The sequence below is a fragment of the Candidatus Pelagibacter sp. Uisw_127 genome (assembly GCF_047722515.1).
Lineage (GTDB): Bacteria > Pseudomonadota > Alphaproteobacteria > Pelagibacterales > Pelagibacteraceae > Pelagibacter.
Genome location: NZ_CP159815.1, coordinates 16124 through 36994, shown reverse-complemented (window position 1 = coordinate 36994; position 20871 = coordinate 16124). Strand labels below are relative to the sequence as shown.

The following is a 20871-nucleotide window of genomic DNA, read 5'->3' as shown; positions in this document are numbered from 1 at the left end:
TTTAACTGACTTCTTTTATAATAGATTTTAAACTTATGGGATTTTTTAGCTTATTAATCATTTCTTTTGGACAAACTTGGATAAAGTTAGAAATTTCTTTATCAAAATTTTCTATTATTTTTTTAGAAAATTCTGAATTTGTCTCCGCGTAGTGCTCTTGAACTAGATTTTTTAAATAACTTATCCAATATTCTGTTTCTGGCATTTGCCATACTACAGTCTCTGAGTTTACTTTTTTGTCAAATTTCCTGTTTATGTCATAAACAAACGCCATTCCACCTGTCATTCCAGCTCCAAAATTATCTCCTACATCACCTAAAACTACAACAGTACCACCAGTCATGTATTCGCAAGCATTTGAGTCACAACCTTCGATAACTGAAATTGATCCTGAATTTCTTACAGCATACCTTTCTCCAGCCTGACCAGCTGCAAAAAGCTTTCCGGATGTTGCACCGTATAAAACTGTATTTCCGATTATTGTATTTTCATGTGAAACTAAATTACTTTCATCTGATAACTTAACTACCACTGTAGCACCTGACAATCCTTTACCAACATAATCATTAGCGTCACCTTTTAAAATAAGCTTTAACCCTTTTATTCCAAACGCCCCAAAAGACTGGCCAGCCGAACCTTTAAATTTTAAAGTTAAAAAATCATCCTCTAGTTTTTCAGATCCATACTTTGCAAAAAGATGATTAGAAATCCTTGTGCCAACAGTTCTGTGAGTATTTTTAATAATATATTCTTTTTCAATAATTTTTACTTTTCCTATTTGATCTTTAATTTCAGGTAAAATTTCTTGATCTAAAGTATCTGGAACAGAGTTTATTTCTGGAACAGTGCAATATCTTGTGTTTTCTCCAGAATCTGCTTGAACAAATAAAGGATTTAAATCTAAATCATCTAAGTTTGATGATGCTTTACTTACTTGTCTTAACAGATCGGTTCTACCAATTATCTCATTGAGAGATTTAAAACCTATCTCTGCCAAAATTTCCCTTACCTCTTCAGCAATAAATTTAAATAAATTAACTACCTTTTCTGGTGTACCAGAAAATTTTTCTCTTAATTTCTCATCTTGAGTACAAACCCCAACTGGACACGTGTTTGAATGACATTGTCTGACCATTATACATCCCATTGCTACTAGTGCGGTAGTCGCTACCCCATATTCCTCAGCACCCATCATGGCTGCGATAACAACATCTCTTCCTGTTTTAATTCCCCCATCAGTTCTTAGAGTAACCTTATGTCTCAAATTATTTAAAGTTAAAACTTGATTGGCTTCAGTCAAACCCATCTCCCAAGGTATCCCAACATATTTAACACTAGTTTGTGGTGTAGCTCCTGTTCCTCCATTATGCCCAGAAATCAAAATTATATCTGCTTTAGCTTTAGCCACACCAGCTGCAATTGTTCCTATACCAGATGATGCCACTAATTTCACTCCAACTCTTGCTTTTGGATTTGCTTGCTTAAGATCATAAATTAATTGAGCTAAATCCTCGATAGAATAAATATCATGGTGAGGTGGTGGTGATATAAGGGTTACACCCGGTGTTGAATGTCTTAACTTAGCAATTTCTTCTGTAACTTTAAACCCTGGTAGCTGTCCACCTTCACCAGGTTTTGCTCCTTGTGCAATTTTAATCTCTATTTCGTTGCAGTTATTGAGATATTTGAGCGTTACTCCAAATCTTGCTGAGGCTATTTGTTTAACTCTAGAATTGGCACTATCACCATTTTTCATCTTAATAAATCTTTTTTCATCCTCACCACCTTCGCCACTACAAGAGGCTCCTTTAATTCTATTCATTCCTATAGCTAAAGTTTCGTGCGCTTCTTTTGATAATGCACCATGAGACATGCTTCCACTTCCAAATCTTGTTAAAATATTTTCAATTGGTTCTACTTCTGAAATATCTAAAGATGGGTTTAAATTTCTGTCTCTAAATCCAATCAGATCTCTAAGGTGTACGGGTGGAAGATTATAAATACCTTCTGCATACTTTTTATAAGCCTGAAAAGAATTTAATGAAACCGCACTCTGTAAAAGATGAATGAGCTTACCTTGATATTGATGGACCTCACCATTCTTTCTATACCTATAAATTCCTCCAATTGGTAAAATTGTGTCTGTACCTTCGAATGCTTCTTTATGAATAATTCTTAATTTTTTTTCTATTCCATTTAATCCTATGCCTGAAATTTTTGATAAAATACCTGGAAAATATTCTGAAGCTACAGTTCTGCTCAAACCAACAGTTTCAAAATTACAACCACCTCTATAAGAGCTTATGACTGAAATTCCCATTTTGGACATTATTTTTAAAAGACCATAATTTACTGACTGTACATATCTCTCTATACATTCATCATATCCAAAATTTCCAAATAATTTTTTTTCAAATCTTTGATATAAACTGTCTAATGCTAAATAAGGATTAACTGTCGTAGCACCAACGCCTATGAGTGTTGCAAATGAGTGTGTATCTAGTGCTTCTCCAGTTTGAACATTAATTGAAGCAAAGCCTCTTATTTTTTTTTTTATGAGATGGGTGTTTATTGCACCAACACATAACAACATTGGAATTGGCAACTTTTTTTCAGAAATATTTTTATCACTTAAGACTAATTGAGTAAGACCCTGTCTAACTGCAATTTCAGAATTTTTTTTAATTTTTTCAATAGCAGTTTCAAGGTTTTCACTCTTGTCAAAAGTGCAGTCAATAGTTATTGATTTTTGACCAAAAAAATTAATAAATTTATCTAGCTGCGAGTTTGATAGAATAGGAGTATCTAAAACATATATATTTTCCTCAGTTAAATTAGTAAAATCTAGAATATTTCCAAGATTACCAAAACGAGTTTTTAAACTCATAACTTTATTTTCTCTTAAAGAATCAATTGGTGGATTTGTAACCTGGCTAAAATTTTGTCTAAAAAAGTGATAAAGTGGCCTATAATGGTCAGATAATACCGCAAGTGGAGTATCATCCCCCATTGAACCAATGGCTTCTTTTGCGTCTTCTGCCATAGGATGAAGAATAAGCTCTAAATCCTCTAAACTATAACCAAAAGCATGCTGTCTTTTTTTTAATTCTTCACCTGAAAAAGTAAATTTTTCGTTTTTTATTGGAAATTTTTTTTCTAAATCAATTATTTGATTATTAAAATGTTTAAACTCTTTTGCTAGATAGTCTTTTATCTCAATATTAGAAAAGACCTTGCCTTTTGCTATTCTAACACCAAGAATTTCTCCAGGTCCCAATCTTCCTTTTTTAATAATTTGTTTTTCATCAATTTCAACCATACCTGTCTCTGAGCCTGCACACAATATTTTATCTTTAGAAATAGTGTATCTCATTGGACGTAGCCCGTTTCTATCAGCCGCTACAATAGCCCATTCATTGTCAGTAGCAGCAATGGCAGCTGGTCCATCCCATGGCTCCATTGTGCTATTTAAAAAATTAAATAATTGTTGATGATCTTTAGATAATGTTTGACTTTTTTTAGACCACGCATCTGGAATCAACATTAATTTTGCGAGTGGTGCTGATTGACCAGAAATATTTAAAAGTTCAAAAACGCTATCTAGTGCAGCAGAATCTGATGATCCTGGGGGTATAACTGGCTTTAAGTTTTCCATATCATCAAACAAAGGGCTATCCATTTCTTGTTCATGAACCTTCATCCAGTTTACATTTCCCTTAAATGTGTTTATTTCTCCATTATGAGCTAGTGCTCTAAAGGGTTGAGCAAGATCCCAGCTTGGAGCTGTGTTTGTTGAAAATCTTTGATGGAATATTGCAAATCGAGATATAAATCTTTCATCTTTTAGATCTAAATAAAAGTCTGCAATAGACTCTGCTAAAAACATTCCTTTATAGATAACTGACTTAGAACTTAATGAGCAAATATAAAAGCTCTCTATTGCATCTTTAACCGCTTCCTTTTCAATTTTTCTTCTAGATTCATAAATCTTTCTTTCTAATTCTTTTTCAGTTAAATTTTTATTATTGTGCTTAAATAATACTTGAGTAATTTCTGGTCTTGTAAGGTTTGCTTTTTCACCCAAAACTTTTGGATTTACAGGAACTTGTCTCCATCCATAAATACTAAAATTACTTTTTGTTAGTTCGCTTTCAACTAAAGTTCTTGCCTTCTCCTGCGCTTCATAATTATTTCTTGGTAAAAAAATCATCCCTACACAAATCTCTGAACCATCATAGTCATGACCTGTAATTTCTATCTTTTCAGCAAAAAAATCTGAGGGAATCTCTAAATGGATTCCAGCCCCATCACCTGTTTTTCCATCAGCATCAACTGCTCCTCTATGCCAAACTGCTTTTAAAGCATTAATTCCATATTCAACTATTTTTCTTGATTTTTTACCCTCTGTAGAAGCAATCAAGCCCACACCACAAGCATCGTGTTCCATTTCCTTTGAATAAACGTTGCCCTCTTGAAGAATTTTAAGATTTTTTTTATAATTTTTCATTAGGCGACTTTTTCTTTTTCAAATTCTTTGCTTTCTAAAAAACTTTTTATTGATATTGACACATCTCTTCCATCCTTGATAGCCCATACAACTAGAGATGCCCCTCTTATAATGTCACCTGCTGCAAAGACACCTGGTAAATTTGTTTCCATTGTATCAAAATCTGTTTTTAATGTTCCCCATTTAGTAACTTGTAAATCTTCAGAGCCAAATAGTTTTGGTAAATTTTCTGGATCAAATCCAAGGGCTTTAATTACTATGTCTGCTTTAATATCAAAGTGAGAATTATTTTGGATTTCTGGTTTTTGTCTACCACTGTCATCTGGTTCACCAAGTTTAATTCTGTCTACCATCAAGCCTTCAACTTTATTTTTTCCAATAAATTCTTTAGGACTAGATAACCAAACAAACTCTACTCCTTCTTCTTCTGCGTTAGCCACTTCTCTAGCAGACCCAGGCATATTTTCTTTATCTCTTCTATACAAGCACTTGACTGATTTTGCTTTTTGTCTAATTGAAGTTCTAACACAGTCCATTGCAGTATCACCTCCTCCAATTACAACAATATTTTTTCCTTCGGCATTCAGAGTTCCATTATCAAATAATTCTACTTTATCTCCTAATCCTTTTTTATTTGAAGCTGTCAGAAATTCCATTGCTGGGAAAATATTTCCTAAATCTTTTCCTGGTAAGTCTATTTCTCGAGCTTTATAAACACCTGTTGCAATTAATAGAGCATCATGTTTTTTTCTTAACTGTTCTAAAGTAGCATCTTTTCCTACTTCAAAATTTTGGACAAATTTTATTCCACCCCCTTCTAATAGTTTAGTTCTTCTTTCTACAATAAATTTTTCAAGCTTAAAATTTGGAATTCCATAAATCATTAAACCACCAGCTCTGTCATATCGGTCGTATACTGTAATTTGGTATCCTGACTTTCGGAGTTGTTCTGCTGCAGCTAGTCCTGCTGGACCTGCGCCAATAACTCCTATGCTTTGACTTTTTTCATTCTTAACCTTTATAGGATTTACCCAGCCTTGCTCCCAAGCATTATCGGTAATATATTTTTCAACAGAACCTATGGTTACTGTTCCATGTCCAGACTGTTCAATTACGCAATTTCCTTCACACAATCGATCTTGCGGGCATATTCTTCCACACACTTCTGGCATGTTATTTGTGCTTTGAGATAATTCATATGCCTCTTTCAATCTTCCTTCTGCAGTTAATTTTAACCAATCTGGAATATTATTGCTTAATGGACAGTGTATCTGGCAAAAAGGAACTCCACACTGTGAACATCTACTAGATTGTTCGCTAGCTTTGTTGTTAATAAATTCTTTATAAATTTCATTAAAATCATCTGTTCTTGTACCAACTTCTCTTTTAGGTGGAGTTTGTTGACCTATTTTAACAAATTTTAGCATTTTTTCTGACATAATTATCTCTATAAAATAAATGATATATCATCATTTTTACTAATAAAAGACTAACAAGGTCAATAGTTATGACCTTAAATGTATAAATAAACATATAAATAGGCATTTTTTAATTTATGCATAGCTAATATGCTAAAATGGAATTCTTTAAATCCAAGGTTATTTAAGTTACGAAGCATTAAATGCTCATAAATATTATTGAAATTATAATTCTATCTTTAATTCAAGGAATATCAGAATTTTTACCCATAAGTTCTTCTGCACATTTAATTGTTATCTCTAGCTTATATGAGTTTAAAGCAAGCTCATTATTAATAGATATAAGTTTGCACCTTGGTTCTTTATTAGCAATTATCTTTTTTTTTAGAAATGAATTACTTGATATAAAAAATAATCAAAAATTATTGTTATTAATGATCTTTGGATCTGTTCCATTAATTGTGGTTGGTTATATTTTGTATAAAACAGAGATGATTTATTTTTTAAGAGATATAAAAATAATTGCGTGGACTACTTTAATATTTGGAATTATTTTATATTTTGCAGACAAGTGTAGATTTGATAAAAAGATATCATCTAATTTAGATTTAAAAACAATTTTGTATATCGGTTTATTTCAAACTCTTGCTTTAATACCTGGCGTAAGTAGAGCTGGAATTACAATAACAGTTTCAAGATTTCTTAGGTTCAATAGATTTGATTCCAGTAAAATTTCTTTTTTATTGGCTATACCTGCGTTAGCAGGAGCAAGCGTATTAAGCTTGAAAGATATTATGGGACAGAGTTTTGAAATTAATTATCTAATATTAATAGCAATAACTTTGTCTTTTTTATCTTCGTATTTTACTGTCAAGTTTTTTTTAAAGTTTATAAATAAATTTTCTTTAAATATTTTTGTAATTTATAGAATTGTAGTTGCAATTATTTTATTCTTAATAATATATAATTAATTTTTTTTTAATATTGGTACTAGTTGAGAAAACAAAACTCCAAATAAAATAAATAAGCATCCAAATAAATTATTTATATTTAAAACTTGATCTAATAAAATCCAAGCAGCAATTGTTGCAAAAACACCCTCTAAAGAAAAAATTATTGCTGATGGAGCAGGGGAGATATTTTTTTGTGCATATATTTGCAAAACAAAAGCAAGACCTCCAGATAAAACTCCAGCATATAAGATTTGTAATTTTTCTTTAAGAATATTTGACCAAATAAAATCTTCAAAAATTAATGCTATAATCAATGATAGTAAGGCTACAATAAAAGTTTGAATAGCACCTATTGTTAATGGGAGATTATAATTCTCTATAATTTTGCCAGTAAAAATAATATGTGTACTCCAAAAAAAAGCTCCCATTATTACAAGCGTGTCACCAATTCTAACAGTTGCACTATAAAAATTAGTTAGTAAATAGCCTCCCATCACACAAAAAAAAACCGAAGGCCAAATACTCCAATGAATTGGTTTTTTATACATAAAAAAAATTATAATTGGGACCATCGGCACATAAAAAATAGTAAAAAATGCTGCATTAGCGACATCTGTGAAGAGTAGGGCTACCTGTTGAAGTGCGGACCCTAAGAATAGGGACAGGCCTATTAAAATAGCTAAGTAAGTAAATTGTTTTTCATCTTTCCTCACTGATTTTAAAATATTTTTTCTTTCAAAAATAAAAGCTAAGGGTGCTACCGCTAAAAACCCAACAAAAAACCTTACAGCATTAAACGTAAAGGGACCAATATCATCCATCCCAGTATCTTGAGCAATAAAAGTTGTTCCCCATATTAATGTACAAAATAATGCACTAAATAATGATGCTGTTTTTGACATGAAAATTTATACAGCCAACTTATAAGCGAAATTTTTACCTAGATTTTCTTTAAGGTCGTTATTAAACCTAGCAGCCTCTGCACCATCAATTATTCTGTGATCATATGATAATGAAATTGGAAGCATAGTTCTGGTTTGAAATTCACCATCAATAAAAATTTGTTTTTTTTGAGATTTTCCAACTCCTAAAATTGCAACTTCAGGAAAGTTTATTATTGGTGTAAAAAATGAACCTCCAATACCTCCAAGACTAGTAATTGTCATAGATCCTCCAAAAAATTCTTTTTTATCTATCTTTAAATTTCTGCACTGTTCACTAACCTTTTTTAGTTCATCACTTATATGACTAATATTTTTATTATCAGCATTTCGTATTTTGGGTACCATCAGACCATGAGGTGTGTCTACTGCAATCCCAACATGAAAATATTTTTTTATAGTAATTTTTCCATTTTCTATATCATCAATTGATGAATTAAAGCTTGGAAATTTTTTTAAAGATAAAACCAAAGCTTTAACTATAAAAGCTAATGGAGTAATTTTTTTTTTCTCACCTGTATACATGTCTGTAAGAGAACTTCTGAACTCATCCATTTCAGTTATGTCCAGCTCATCATGATTAGTTACATGAGGTATTGTTGTCCAAGAATTTACCAAATAAGTAGAGGCTAATTTTTTAACTCTTGGCATGTCCTTAATTTCAACTTCTCCAAAATCTGAGTGAGAAAATTCACTTTTATTTTTTTTTGGTTTGGCTTCTTTTATCTCTGTTGGTTTATTGATCTTGGAAGATATAAAATTTTTTACATCACTCTCTACAACTCTTCCTTGTCTTTGACTGCCGTTAATTTCATTTATATCTACACCAAGCTCTCTTGCAAATTTACGAGCTTTAGGACTTGCCGCAGAAATCCCAAAAACATTTTTTTCTACAAAGTTTGATTTTATTGTATCATTAACTATTGTTTCTTTGTTGGTTTGGGCTTTCTCTTCTTCTTTTTTAATTTTAGGCTGATCTAGAATATCTTCTTTGACTTCTTCACTGCTTTCTATAATTAATATTGTGTCTCCTTCTGAAACTTTATCTCCTACTTTAATATTTACTGACTTAACTTTTCCTTCGAAAGAAGATGGGATTTCAACACTGGATTTATCGCTTTCAATTGTAATAAGTGGGTCATTTTTTGAAACAGATTGACCACTTGAGACTAATACTTCAATTACCTCAACATCTTTAAATTCACCAATATTTGGAATTTTTATTTCTTTATTTGACATCTATAGTTTCGTAGGCATTGGTTTGCTACCATCAATATTATACTTCTTTATAGCCTCTTTTGCATACTTTGAAGCTATTAGCTGTTCTTTTGCTAATACACTTAGTCCATAAGCAACAATATGCTCTTTATCAACTTCAAAAAATTTTCTAAGGTTTTTTCTAGTATCACTTCTTCCATAACCATCCGTCCCTAAAGAGTAGAAGCTTTTATTAGTATAAGGTCTAATTTGGTCGGAATTCATTCTCATATAATCAGAGGCTGCCATAATTGGCCCTTCAGTTTTTTCTAAACATTGTTCTACAAATGAAACTTTTTGCTCTTTGTCTGGATTTAAAAGATTGTATCTTTCAACTTCCATACCATCTTTTCTCAATTCATTAAAACTTGTAACACTCCAAATTTCACTATCTATCTGATATTCATCTTGAAGAACTTTTGCAGCAGCCATCATTTCTCTTAATATTGTTCCAGAACCTAAAAGTTGAATTTTAGTTTTTCCATATCTACTAAATTCTTTAATTTTATACATTCCTTTAAGAATCCCTTCTTCACAATTTTTATCTTTTGGTATGCTTGGATGTGAATAATTTTCATTCATCGTAGTAATATAATAAAAAACATTTTCATTTTTTTCATGCATTCTTCTCAAACCTTCTCTAAAAATTACAGCAAGCTCATAGTGAAAAGTTGGATCATAAGAAACGCAATTTGGAATTGTAGATGCAATTAAATGACTATGACCATCTTGGTGCTGTAATCCTTCTCCTGCTAATGTAGTTCGTCCAGCAGTTGCTCCAATCAAAAAGCCTCTAGCTTGGCTGTCTCCTCCTGCCCATGCAAGGTCACCTATTCTTTGAAAACCAAACATAGAATAAAAAATATAAATTGGTATCATTTCAATGTCGTGATTAGTGTAAGAAGTAGCAGCAGCAATCCATGACGACATTGCTCCAGCTTCATTAATTCCTTCTTCTAATACTTGTCCATTTTTATCTTCTCTGTAAGAACTTAACTGAGCTGAATCTTCAGGCTCATACTTTTGTCCTTCGTGTGCATATATTCCTATTTTTTGAAAAAACCCCTCCATACCAAAAGTTCTTGCTTCATCAGGAATAATTGGAACTAATCTTGGTGAAACATTTTTGTCTCTTAATAAATTTGTTAACATTCTAACTAATGCCATGGTTGTTGACATTTCTTTTTCACCAGTTGATACTTTCATAAAATCAAAAATATCTTTTGCTGGTGCTTTAATAGGTTTTGAATATGTTGTTCTTTCAGGTAAGTGACCACCAAGCTTCATTCTCTTTTCTTTAATATATTTAATTTCTAATGATTTTTCATCAGGCTTAAAATACTCAACATTTTTTACTTGTTCGTCTGTTAATGGGACATCAAAACGATCTCTGTAGTACAACAAATCATCAATATCTAACTTTTTAGTTTGGTGAGTAGTATTAACGCTTTCTCCCGTCTTACCCATTCCATATCCTTTAATAGTTTTAGCTATTATAACTGTTGGGCTACCTTGGTTTTTTGATGCCTGGTCATATGCTGCATAAACTTTATGAGGGTCGTGGCCTCCTCTATTTAGTCTCCAAATATCTTTATCTGACAAACTTGAAACTAACTCTTGTGTCTCTGGGTATTTTCCAAAAAACTTTTCTCTAACATAAGCTCCATCTCTAGCTTTCATTGCTTGGTATTCTCCATCCACAGTTTCATTCATAACCTTAACTAAATGACCTGTTTTGTCATTAGCAATCAAAGAATCCCAATATGAACCCCAAATTACTTTAATTACATTCCAGCCAGCCCCTCTAAAGCTTCCTTCTAATTCTTGGATAATCTTTCCATTACCTCTTACAGGTCCATCTAATCTTTGAAGGTTACAGTTTACGACAAATATTAAGTTATCTAATTTTTCTCTGGCAGCCAATCCTATCGCACCTAAAGACTCAGGCTCATCCATCTCTCCATCACCAAGAAATGCCCAGACTTTTCTACCTTCATCTTTAATTAATCCTCTATTAATTAAATATTTCATGTACCTTGCCTGATAAATTGCAAGCATAGGTCCTAAACCCATTGATACTGTTGGAAACTGCCAAAACTTTGGCATCAACCAAGGATGTGGATATGAAGAAAGTCCACCTGGTTTTACTTCTTGTCTGAAACTATCTAATTGTTTTTCACTTAATCTACCTTCTAGAAATGCCCTAGCATAAACACCTGGTGCACTATGACCTTGAAAATAAACTAGATCTCCACCAAATTTATTATTTTTGGCTCTCCAAAAATGATTCATTCCTACATCATAAAGTGTTGCCGCTGATGCAAATGTGCCTATATGACCACCTAATTCAGGAAATTTTTTATTTGCCCTAACAACCATGGCTGCTGCATTCCATCTAATTAAAGATCTGATTCTTCTTTCAATATTCTGATCACCGTTTGACTTAACTTCTGCCTCTGGTGGAATTGTATTAATATAAGGAGTGTGTTGTGTGTAGGGAATATTTGCTCCTTCTCTATAAGCTTTATTGATTAATTCTTTTATCAAAAAATGAGCTCTCTGATTTCCATCTTTTGCAACAACCGCAGATAAAGATTCCAACCAATCTTGAGTTTCTAATGGATCAATATCATTATTGTTTGTGACCTGAATTATTGTTTGTTTTTTTTCTTCAACTGGCTTTTGCTGAATAGTTTCTTCTTTCTTTTCATTTTTCAAAACTGATTCTGCTTGTTTAATAATGATTTCTGTATCCTTAGGAATTGGTTTCTCTGAAGGGCTCTCTTTTGAAGGTTCAATGCTTAATAGCAAGTCTCCCATGGAAACCTTATCACCCACTTTAACATTTATAGATTCTATCTTTCCAGAGACTGTTGATGGAATTTCAACACTAGACTTATCACTTTCAATAGTAACAATGGGATCATTTAAGTTTATTTGGTCTCCAGGCTTTACTAAAAGTTCAATAATTTCAACTTTTTCAAATTCTCCAATATCTGGTACAAGTAATTTTTCGCTCATTATTTAAATTGATTTATATACCTAAAAAAAAGTATATCTCTTGTTATTTTAGCACATTAATAAGCTTTTTTATGCACACTTGTATTTTTATTGACCAAATAACTTTAAAATAACTAAAAAATAAATTTTTAATTTCTTTCAATACACATAGCTATTCCCATTCCACCACCAATGCAGAGGGTGGCACAACCTTTGCTTTTACCTTGTCTAATCATTTCGTGAATAAGGGTTACTAAAATTCTAGTTCCTGAGGCACCAATTGGATGTCCTAATGCAATTGCACCACCATTAACATTTACAATTTCTTTAGGAATCTTAAGATCTCTAATTACAGCAATACTTTGAGCTGCAAATGCTTCATTGATTTCAAATAAATCAATATCTTCAATCTTCCATCCTGCTTTTTTTAAAGCCATATTCACAGCTGGTATTGGACCAAGCCCCATCAATGAGGGTTCAACACCACAAGATGCCCAAGACACCACTTTAGCTAATGGCATTATTTTTCTAATCTCAGCCTCTTCTCTAGACATTAATATAGTCGCTGCGGCTCCATCATTTATTCCTGATGAATTACCTGCAGTAACTGTTCCATTTTCTTTAAAAACAGTTTTTAATTTTTTTAAATCTTCTAAGCTTAAATTACTTCTTGGATGTTCATCTTTTTCAAAAATAAAATTTTTATCATCTGTATTAATCTTTAATTTAATTAACTCATTTTTGAATTTATCTTTACTTATAGCATCTTGTGTTTTTGCTTGAGAATTTAAGGCAAAGATATCTTGTTCATCTCTAGAAATTTGATATTTGTCTGCAACATTTTCTGCTGTAACTCCCATGTGATAATTATTAAATGAATCTATTAGTCCATCATTGACCATTGTATCAACCAATTTATTTTCATTTAATTTTTTATCTTCTCGATAAAATATTGCATGTGGCGCTCTAGACATATTCTCTTGTCCACCAGCGACTATAATTTTATTTTCTCCTAGTTTGATAGATTGATAACCTGAGATAACAGATTTTAATCCAGATCCGCATACTTGATTAACGATATGTGCAGGTTTTGAAACTGGAATTCCAGCATGAATAGAAGCTTGTCTTGCTGGGTTTTGTCCTAATCCAGAAGTGAGAACATGTCCCATGATCACCTCATCAATATTGTCTGATTTTAATTTCGATTTATAGATAACTTCTTTAATAGCTAGTGCACCTAGTTTATCAGCACTAAGATCTTTTAAAGATCCTTTATATGTACCTATAGGTGTTCTTAATGCAGCTGTAATAACTACATCATTTGATTTTTTGCTCATTGATAATACAGCATAATATTTTATAACTTAAATTACATCAAAAACTTTGATATGTTGGGTGAATTATTTAATTAAGGACCGCTGGCCAAATTGGATAAGGCGCTCGGCTACGAACCGGGAGATTCCAGATTCGAGTTCTGGGCGGTCCACCAAAAAGGATAAACAAAAATGTTAGATTGGCTACTAAAATCATCACTACAAAAATCAGTTATATATTTTTTTATAATTGTTTTTATAATTTTATTAATTTTAACTTTTGTATTATAAAGAATTATGAGTAATGAATTTGAACAAATAAGTATTAAACCTGGCTTTATGAAACACAATGGTGGTGTTTTATTTAGAAATATTTCTGAAACAGAATATGAATTTAAAACTACAATTAATGAAAACCATTTAAATGCAGCTGAGATAACTCACGGTGGTTATTTGTCAGCCTTAATTGATGCGGGAGCAGGGACTGCTGCGCATAGAGCATCTGGAAATGCACCTTGTGTAACCATTTCATTAGATCTAAAATTTATTGGTGCTTCTAAAGTAGGTGATGTAGTTACTGGTTTTGCAAGAATTCTTAAAAAAACTAATACATTGGTATTTTTATTTTGTGAGCTGAAATGTAACGATAAAATTATAACTTCCGCATCTGGGATATGGAAAATTTTAAAAATAAAACCATCTGATCTTGGTCCTGGTGGATAATTATTCTTTTCTTCTAGAGTTCAAATAACCAAATATAATTAACAATAAAATCGCTATTGGGTAAATAATTCCTTTACTTGGTCTATCTGCATTTTCTATTTTAAATTCACTTATATAATCACCAGTTTCAAAACCACTTTTTTTAGCCTTCCCATTCCATTGCAAGGTATCTACAATAACTCTATTTTCCGCCATATTTAAACTAATTCCATATTGCTCTAAACTATAGTCAGCTTCAAAAGTATTTTTTTTAATTACAAATAACTTGTATCTTTCACCATAATTACTTGGACGTGTTACTTTAAATCTAGCCTCCTTATTAGGATCTATCTTCATTAAATGAATTTTATTAATATCCATATAATTATATTTAGGATAAAATTTATTTAAAACAAATTCTGGAGCTAATAATGAAATAGAGATTAATAAAAAAATTATTGTCTCGTGCCATCTTAATCTATTAATAAACCAAGCTTGAGTTGCAGAAGTAAAAACTAATATTCCTATCAAAGAAGTAATAATTACTAACAGTCCATGCCACACATTTTCAATACCTATCAATAACAGCTCATGATTAAATAAAAATACGATAGGTAAAATACCTGTTCTTAAACTGTACCAAAAGGCTTGCAAGCCAGTTTTAAGTGGATCACCTCCAGAAATGGCAGCTGCCGCATATGATGCAAGACCAACTGGAGGGGTGACATCAGCCATTAAACCAAAATAAAAAACAAACAAGTGCACTGCTATAAGAGGAAATACAAATCCAGATGCATTTCCAACATCAACTAATACTGTTGCCATTAAGGAAGCTACCACAACATAATTTGCTGTGGTTGGCAGACCCATACCAAGTATTAGGCATAAAATTATTGTTAAAAATAGTAAAATAACAACATTATCTTTTGCAATAAATTCTATAACTATAATTAAATTTGTGCTTAACCCTGTTGAACCAACAGCTCCAACTATTATGCCAGCTGTCGCTATTGCTATTCCAACACCAACCATATTTAAAGCACCTTTTTCAAAACCAACTATCGTTTGATTAAACCAGGTTTTTATTGCTAGTTTAAAATTAGGGTTTTTAAATAATATATAGCCAAGGTTTACAATAATTAATGCAATCGTTGCAAAAAATATGGAGTATGAAGCGGTAAATCTTAAATAAACGAGCATGTACACTAAAACAAAAATAGGTATTAAAAAATGTAATCCTGATAAAAATGTTTTCTTCAAATTTGGAATATCAGCATCATCCATTCCTTTTAAATTTAATTTTAAAGCTTCAAGGTGAGAAATATAAAATAATGCCACATATGAAATAATTGCTGGTAGAAATGCATGCTTAACTACCTCAAAATAAGTAACTCCCAAAAAACTTGCCATTACAAATGCTGCAGCTCCCATTACGGGTGGCATTAATTGTCCGTTGACCGATGATGATACTTCTATAGCGCCAGCTTTTTCTTTAGAAAAACCAGTTTTTTTCATAATTGGAATTGTAAAAGTGCCAGTTGTAACTGTATTTGCAATTGAAGATCCTGAGATTAAACCAGTCATTCCAGATCCTAAAATTGCTGCTTTTGCAGGTCCTCCTCTCATTTTGCCAACCATGGCAAAGGCTAGGTCTAAAAAATATTTACCTCCACCGGCCGTTTCTAGAAGCGCACCAAATAAAACAAATAAAAAAATAAAATCTACAGAAACACCTATAGGAATTCCAAATATAGCTTCTTGATCAAGCCATTGAAATCCAACTAATCTATTTAACGAAAGCCCACCATGAGAAATTATTTCTGGCGCATATCTTCCAAAATATGAAAAGAGTAAAAAACAAACTGCAATAATAACAAGAGGTAATCCAAATACCCTCCTGGTTGCTTCAATTAATATTAAAATTCCACAACTTCCAATAATCAACTCAACTGGTAAATTAAATTTTTCCCAAATTATAACAGTTAAAAGAATTCCTCCTCTATCCACTAGTTGGTCATAAAAAAAATAAATATATAAACAGCAGAATGCAGCAATAAAACTAATTAGAATATCAAATATAGAAATTTTTTTTCTTTTAGAAATTGGATAAATTAAAAAAGCTAAAGTTAAAGCAAAACCTAAATGAATAGCCCTAGCGGGAAGTCCTTTAAACATTCCAATGTCAAACATAAAAGGAAATGGAGAAGCATACCAAAGTTGGAATAATGACCAGATAATTGCAATACTTCCAACAATTTTTAAATGTAGCCCAGTAAGATTTCTAGTTGGGGATAAATCTTCGCTAATCTTACTTTCTACTTTATCATTAATATTTTGATTCATTGTTAAAAAGATACTCTATAACAAAAAAAAGGCCCGATAAATATATCAGGCCTTTTAATTTAATTAAGTAATTGGATTACATTAATCCAGCTTCTTTATAATATTTAATTGCACCTGGATGTAATGGAGCTGACAAACCTGCAGCAATCATATCTTCTTTTTTTAAAGAAGAAAAAGCAGGATGTTGTTTTTTGAAATCATCAAAATTTTCCATCACAGCTTTAACAACTAGGTATACAAGCTCATCAGAAACATCAGCTGAGGTTACTACAGTAGCTTTAACACCAAAAGTGGTTACATCTTTTTTCTGTCCCGTGTAAGTACCCGCAGGTATTATAGCTTGTGCATAATAAGCAGCACCATCAATTAAACCCTGAACTTCAGAACCCTTAAGATTAATTGGTAAAGCTTTTGCTCCACAAGAAGCTGCGTTCTCCATAGCTCCATTTGGAAAACCTACCGAATAACCAAAGGCATCAATTTTACCATCACACAATGCTTTTACTTGCTCAGATGAAGTTAATTCAGTAGTTGATTTAAAGAAACTATTATCAACTCCCATTGCATCCATAAGTACTTCCATAGTTCCTCTTTGGCCTGAACCAGCATTACCAATGTTTACAACTTTTCCTTTAAGCCCAGAAAAATCTTTAACTTTTGCTTTTTTTCTTGCCCAAATTTGAAAAGGTTCATTGTGCACTGAGAATACAGCTCTTAAATTACTATACTGTTTACCTTCCCATTTACTTGTCCCATTTACAGCGTGATATTGCCAGTCAGATTGAGCTACACCAAATTGAAATTCACCAGCTGCGATTTGACCAATATTATAGTTTGATCCACCAGTTGAAGGCGCAGTACATCTGTAAGCTTTATCTATACCTTTTTTTCTTCCATGCTCTTTAGCAATTGCTGATTTGTGCAGCATTTTACAAATTGCGTTACCAGTTTGGAAATATACTCCAGTTGGTCCACCCGTTCCTATCGTGAAAAACTCTGCAGATTTTGCTACACCAGTAAAGGATAAAGATGCAACAAAGATTAGTAGAGCGCTTGATAGAGATGTTATTATTTTTTTCATATTTTTCTCCTCTATATCGTTATTTTTATTAATTAAATTTAACAGTAATTAAGTGAGTATGTATAGCCTGTAGTTATGTTGATGTTGACCATTTTTTCAACTTGTCCACACCTTCAACAACCTTGGGTGCAAGTTTTAGAATTAAGTTCTTATCAATTGCTTGTCCATTTTGGGTTTGCATCATAAATTCTTGACCATCAAAATCTGTAAAGCTTAGTCTTGCTAACATTCTTTTTTTATCAAAACCAAAATCTGACCCTGGTAATAACGCTACACCCGTCTCTTTTAAAATATTATCACACATTTCTGATGATGTATTAAATGTTTTATTTAAAAATTCTGGCATAAGATAAAAGCCACCCTGGGGCCTATTAATTAAAACCTTGTTTGATTTTAAATTTTCATAAACATAATTACCAATTGCTTTAAGAATATTTTTAGAACTATTTATGTATTTACTATGATCATTTGTATAAGCAGTAATTGCAGCATATTGAATTGGTGCACTAACAGCTGAAAAGGTTTCGCTAGCTAAAACATTAATTGAATTTTTTAAAATATTTAAAGAATCTGGAACTACAAAATAGCCCAATCTCCAACCACCTGCTCCGCACCATTTACTTAAGCCCGTACTTATAATAGTTTTTTCAGGACAATAACTAGAAATAGACTTGAAACCTTCTTCAAAGCTTAACTCAGAATAAATTTCATCTGATAAAATAATAAGATTATATTTTTTAGCTATTGCACTGATTTCTTCTAAATTTTTACAAATCTGCCCAGATGGATTATTTGGTGAGTTTAAAAATAATAGATAATTTTTATTCCTGTCTTTTAAAATAACTTCTTCGATTTCAGATCCAGTAGGAAACCAATTATTTTCTCTTTTTGTTTGAATTGATTGAATTTTATTTCTTCCAAGAATTGCTTGTGGAGCATAAGAAACCCAGCTTGGTGCTGGCAATATTACCTCTCCATCAAACAAAATATGCAGCAAAAACATTAATTCTTTTGAACCTGGACCGATAATTATATTCTCAGATTTGTAATTATAATTCTTTTTAGTTGATGTATATTTTGCGATAGCCTCTCTTAGCTCATTGAGACCTTGCATTGGTAAATATTTATTTTGATAAGCATTATCTTTTAAAGCGTTAACAATATCAGTTGGAATTTGAAATGGAGATTGACCAAATCCAAATTTAAATATTTTTTCACCTTTATCCTCTAGTTTTCTAGAGATTTCATTAATTTTTAAAGTAGAGGATGGCTCTAAACCTTTAACTATATTTTTTAACATTTAATAATTTAATTCCTTTAAATTTTTATACTGTTCTAAAACTTGTGGATTTGCTAGCGCTTCTTTATTTTTAATTTCGTTTCCTTCTATGGTGTTTTTTACAGCTAATTCGACAATTTTTCCATTTTTAGTTCTTGGAATATCGTCGACTACTATAATTTTAGATGGAACATGTCTTGGGGATGTATTTTTTCTAATTTGTATCTTAATTCTTTTTAACAAAACTTCATTTAATACATGTTTCGGGTTTAAGACTATGAATAAAATAATTCTAATATCATTATCCCATGCTTGACCAACAACAATAGATTCTTTCACTTCTGTAAATTTTTCTACCTCGGAATATATTTCAGCAGTTCCGAGTCTCACCCCCCCAGGGTTGAGTGTAGTATCTGATCTACCATGAATTATAAAGCCACCACTTTTCTTTATCTCAGCATAGTCACCATGGTACCATGTATTTAAAAAATTATTAAAATATGCATTTTTAAATTTAATATCACTTTTGTCATTCCAAAATTTTAAAGGCATTGATGGAAAGGGGTTTTTACAAACTAATTCACCTTTTTTATTTTTTAAAGATTTACCCTTTTCATTAAAAACATCAACATTCATACCCAATCCTTTATTTTGTATTTCACCTAAAATTACTGGTTGGTATAAATTTCCCAAAACAAAACAAGAAACAATGTCTGTACCTCCAGATATAGAGGATAAATGAACATTTCTTTTGATGTTCGCATAGACATATTTAAACCCATCATTTGATAATGGAGATCCAGTAGAACAAATTGTTCTTAATTTTGATAATTTATACTTATATTTTAAAGTAGGCTTAAATTTACGAAGAGCATCAACATATTTTGCACTAATACCAAATAATGTAATTTTTTCTTTTTCAGCAATTTTTAATAATAAATCTTCTTCTTTGTACATCGGTGATCCATCAAATAAAACAATAGAAGCTTTAGAAGCTAAGACGCTTACCAGCCAGTTCCACATCATCCATCCACAAGTAGTAAAATAAAAAACATTATCACCCTCCTTAATATCACAATGAAGTTGATGCTCTTTTTTATGTTGAAGCAAAACCCCTCCACTCCTATGACATATGCACTTTGGCTTTCCAGTAGTTCCACTTGAATATAAAATTGCAAGTTCTTGCTCAAAATCAAATTTAAAAAACCGAATTTTTTTTGGTTCTTGTTTGATCAATTTACTCCACTTAAGTACTTTTATTTTATTGGATTTGTATTTAATTTCTAAGTATTTTTCTCCTGGATAATTAACAATGACAACATATTTAATAGACGGTATCTCTTTTAAGATTAGAGGAATTCTATCTGAAACATTTATTGTTTTTCCATTATAAAAATATTTATCTACTACAAATAAAACTTTAGGGTTAATTTGTGAAAAACGTTCTACTACACCCTTAACACCAAAATCTGGCGAACAAGATGACCATATCGCTCCTAATGAAGAAGAGGCTATAAATGCTTCAACTGTCTCAATAGAATTGGGTAAATATGCTGCAACCCTATCTCCTTTTTTAATCTTAATATTTTTTAAAAATTTAGATATTTTACTCACATTGAGGTTTAGCTCATGCCAACATCTCTCTTCACGAAAACCATTTTCACTAATAAATGTTATTGCTTTATCTTTATTATTTTTTGAAAGTAAGTTTTCTGCAAAATTTAACTTTGAATTTGGTAAAAATTTATTTTTATACAATATTTTTGATTTTTTTATTTTTAACTTACTTTTAAATCCTTTTATTTCTGAAAAATCCCAAATAGAACTCCAAAAATTACCAGGATTTTTAATGCTCCATTTTAAAATATTTTCATATTTTTGATTAAAGTTTTTTTTGAATTTTTTTGAAATAAATTGCTCATAATTCGATAAGATAGAATTTTTTTTCTGAACAAATGATGCTTCCCAAAGTTTTTGTTTCATAATTTTGCTACAAAATACTAATACAGAATTATTTTTAATTATGTTAATCTATAAGCAAATAAAAGGTAAATGAGAACTTTTTCCTCTACGATTC

General features: G+C 31.3%; 12 protein-coding genes and 1 tRNA gene. 3 read left to right on the top strand and 10 right to left on the bottom strand.

The window, feature by feature from the left end:
- Position 1: 1 nt before the first annotated feature.
- Positions 2 to 4507, bottom strand: a complete 4506-nt coding sequence (gene gltB, locus ABXT65_RS00155; protein WP_415323491.1) for a glutamate synthase large subunit — start codon at positions 4505 to 4507, stop codon at positions 2 to 4.
- On the bottom strand, positions 4507 to 5946 hold the full coding sequence (locus ABXT65_RS00150) for an NAD(P)-dependent oxidoreductase (RefSeq protein ID WP_415323490.1): 1440 nt from the start codon (positions 5944 to 5946) through the stop codon (positions 4507 to 4509). Before ABXT65_RS00150 ends, gltB begins: the two co-directional genes overlap by 1 nt.
- Positions 5947 to 6128: 182 nt before the next feature.
- Here ABXT65_RS00150 and ABXT65_RS00145 point away from each other — a divergent pair, with 182 nt between their 5' ends.
- Positions 6129 to 6896: an undecaprenyl-diphosphate phosphatase gene (locus ABXT65_RS00145; RefSeq protein WP_415323489.1), complete on the top strand. Its 768-nt coding sequence runs from the start codon at positions 6129 to 6131 to the stop codon at positions 6894 to 6896.
- Here ABXT65_RS00145 and ABXT65_RS00140 read toward each other — a convergent pair.
- The 4 genes from ABXT65_RS00140 to ABXT65_RS00125 form a co-directional block, all read right to left on the bottom strand.
- Positions 6893 to 7780 (bottom strand): DMT family transporter, encoded by an 888-nt coding sequence (locus ABXT65_RS00140; RefSeq protein WP_415323488.1) that lies wholly within the window; start codon positions 7778 to 7780, stop codon positions 6893 to 6895. The two genes, ABXT65_RS00145 and ABXT65_RS00140, sit on opposite strands and share 4 nt — an antisense overlap.
- 6 nt (positions 7781 to 7786) lie before the next feature.
- Entirely contained in the window at positions 7787 to 9058 is a 1272-nt protein-coding gene (locus ABXT65_RS00135; protein WP_415323487.1) for a 2-oxo acid dehydrogenase subunit E2, read from the bottom strand.
- On the bottom strand, positions 9059 to 12097 hold the full coding sequence (aceE, locus tag ABXT65_RS00130) for a pyruvate dehydrogenase (acetyl-transferring), homodimeric type (protein WP_415323486.1): 3039 nt from the start codon (positions 12095 to 12097) through the stop codon (positions 9059 to 9061). It abuts the gene before it with no gap.
- A 128-nt stretch (positions 12098 to 12225) separates the two neighbouring features.
- A complete protein-coding gene (locus tag ABXT65_RS00125; protein ID WP_415323485.1) occupies positions 12226 to 13413 on the bottom strand; it encodes an acetyl-CoA C-acetyltransferase in 1188 nt (395 codons plus the stop codon).
- A 75-nt stretch (positions 13414 to 13488) separates the two neighbouring features.
- Here ABXT65_RS00125 and ABXT65_RS00120 point away from each other — a divergent pair.
- Positions 13489 to 13565 (top strand) — tRNA-Arg (locus ABXT65_RS00120).
- Positions 13566 to 13686: 121 nt separating this feature from the next.
- Positions 13687 to 14112 carry a PaaI family thioesterase gene (locus ABXT65_RS00115; RefSeq protein WP_415323484.1) on the top strand — a complete coding sequence of 142 codons (426 nt, stop codon included), beginning with the start codon at positions 13687 to 13689 and terminating at the stop codon, positions 14110 to 14112.
- On the opposite strand, the gene ABXT65_RS00110 is transcribed toward ABXT65_RS00115, so the two are convergent.
- The 4 genes from ABXT65_RS00110 to ABXT65_RS00095 form a co-directional block, all read right to left on the bottom strand.
- The gene (locus ABXT65_RS00110; RefSeq protein ID WP_415323483.1) at positions 14113 to 16434 is read right to left on the bottom strand and encodes a TRAP transporter permease; all 2322 of its coding nucleotides are present in this window, start codon (positions 16432 to 16434) and stop codon (positions 14113 to 14115) included.
- 76 nt (positions 16435 to 16510) lie between these two features.
- Complete coding sequence (locus ABXT65_RS00105; protein ID WP_415323482.1) at positions 16511 to 17515, bottom strand: TAXI family TRAP transporter solute-binding subunit; 1005 nt, start codon at positions 17513 to 17515, stop codon at positions 16511 to 16513.
- A 73-nt stretch (positions 17516 to 17588) separates the two neighbouring features.
- Positions 17589 to 18815, bottom strand: coding sequence for a pyridoxal phosphate-dependent aminotransferase (locus ABXT65_RS00100; protein WP_415323481.1), 1227 nt, complete (start codon positions 18813 to 18815; stop codon positions 17589 to 17591).
- Positions 18816 to 20777 carry an acetoacetate--CoA ligase gene (locus ABXT65_RS00095; RefSeq protein ID WP_415323480.1) on the bottom strand — a complete coding sequence of 654 codons (1962 nt, stop codon included), beginning with the start codon at positions 20775 to 20777 and terminating at the stop codon, positions 18816 to 18818. It abuts the gene before it with no gap.
- Positions 20778 to 20871: the final 94 nt, after the last annotated feature.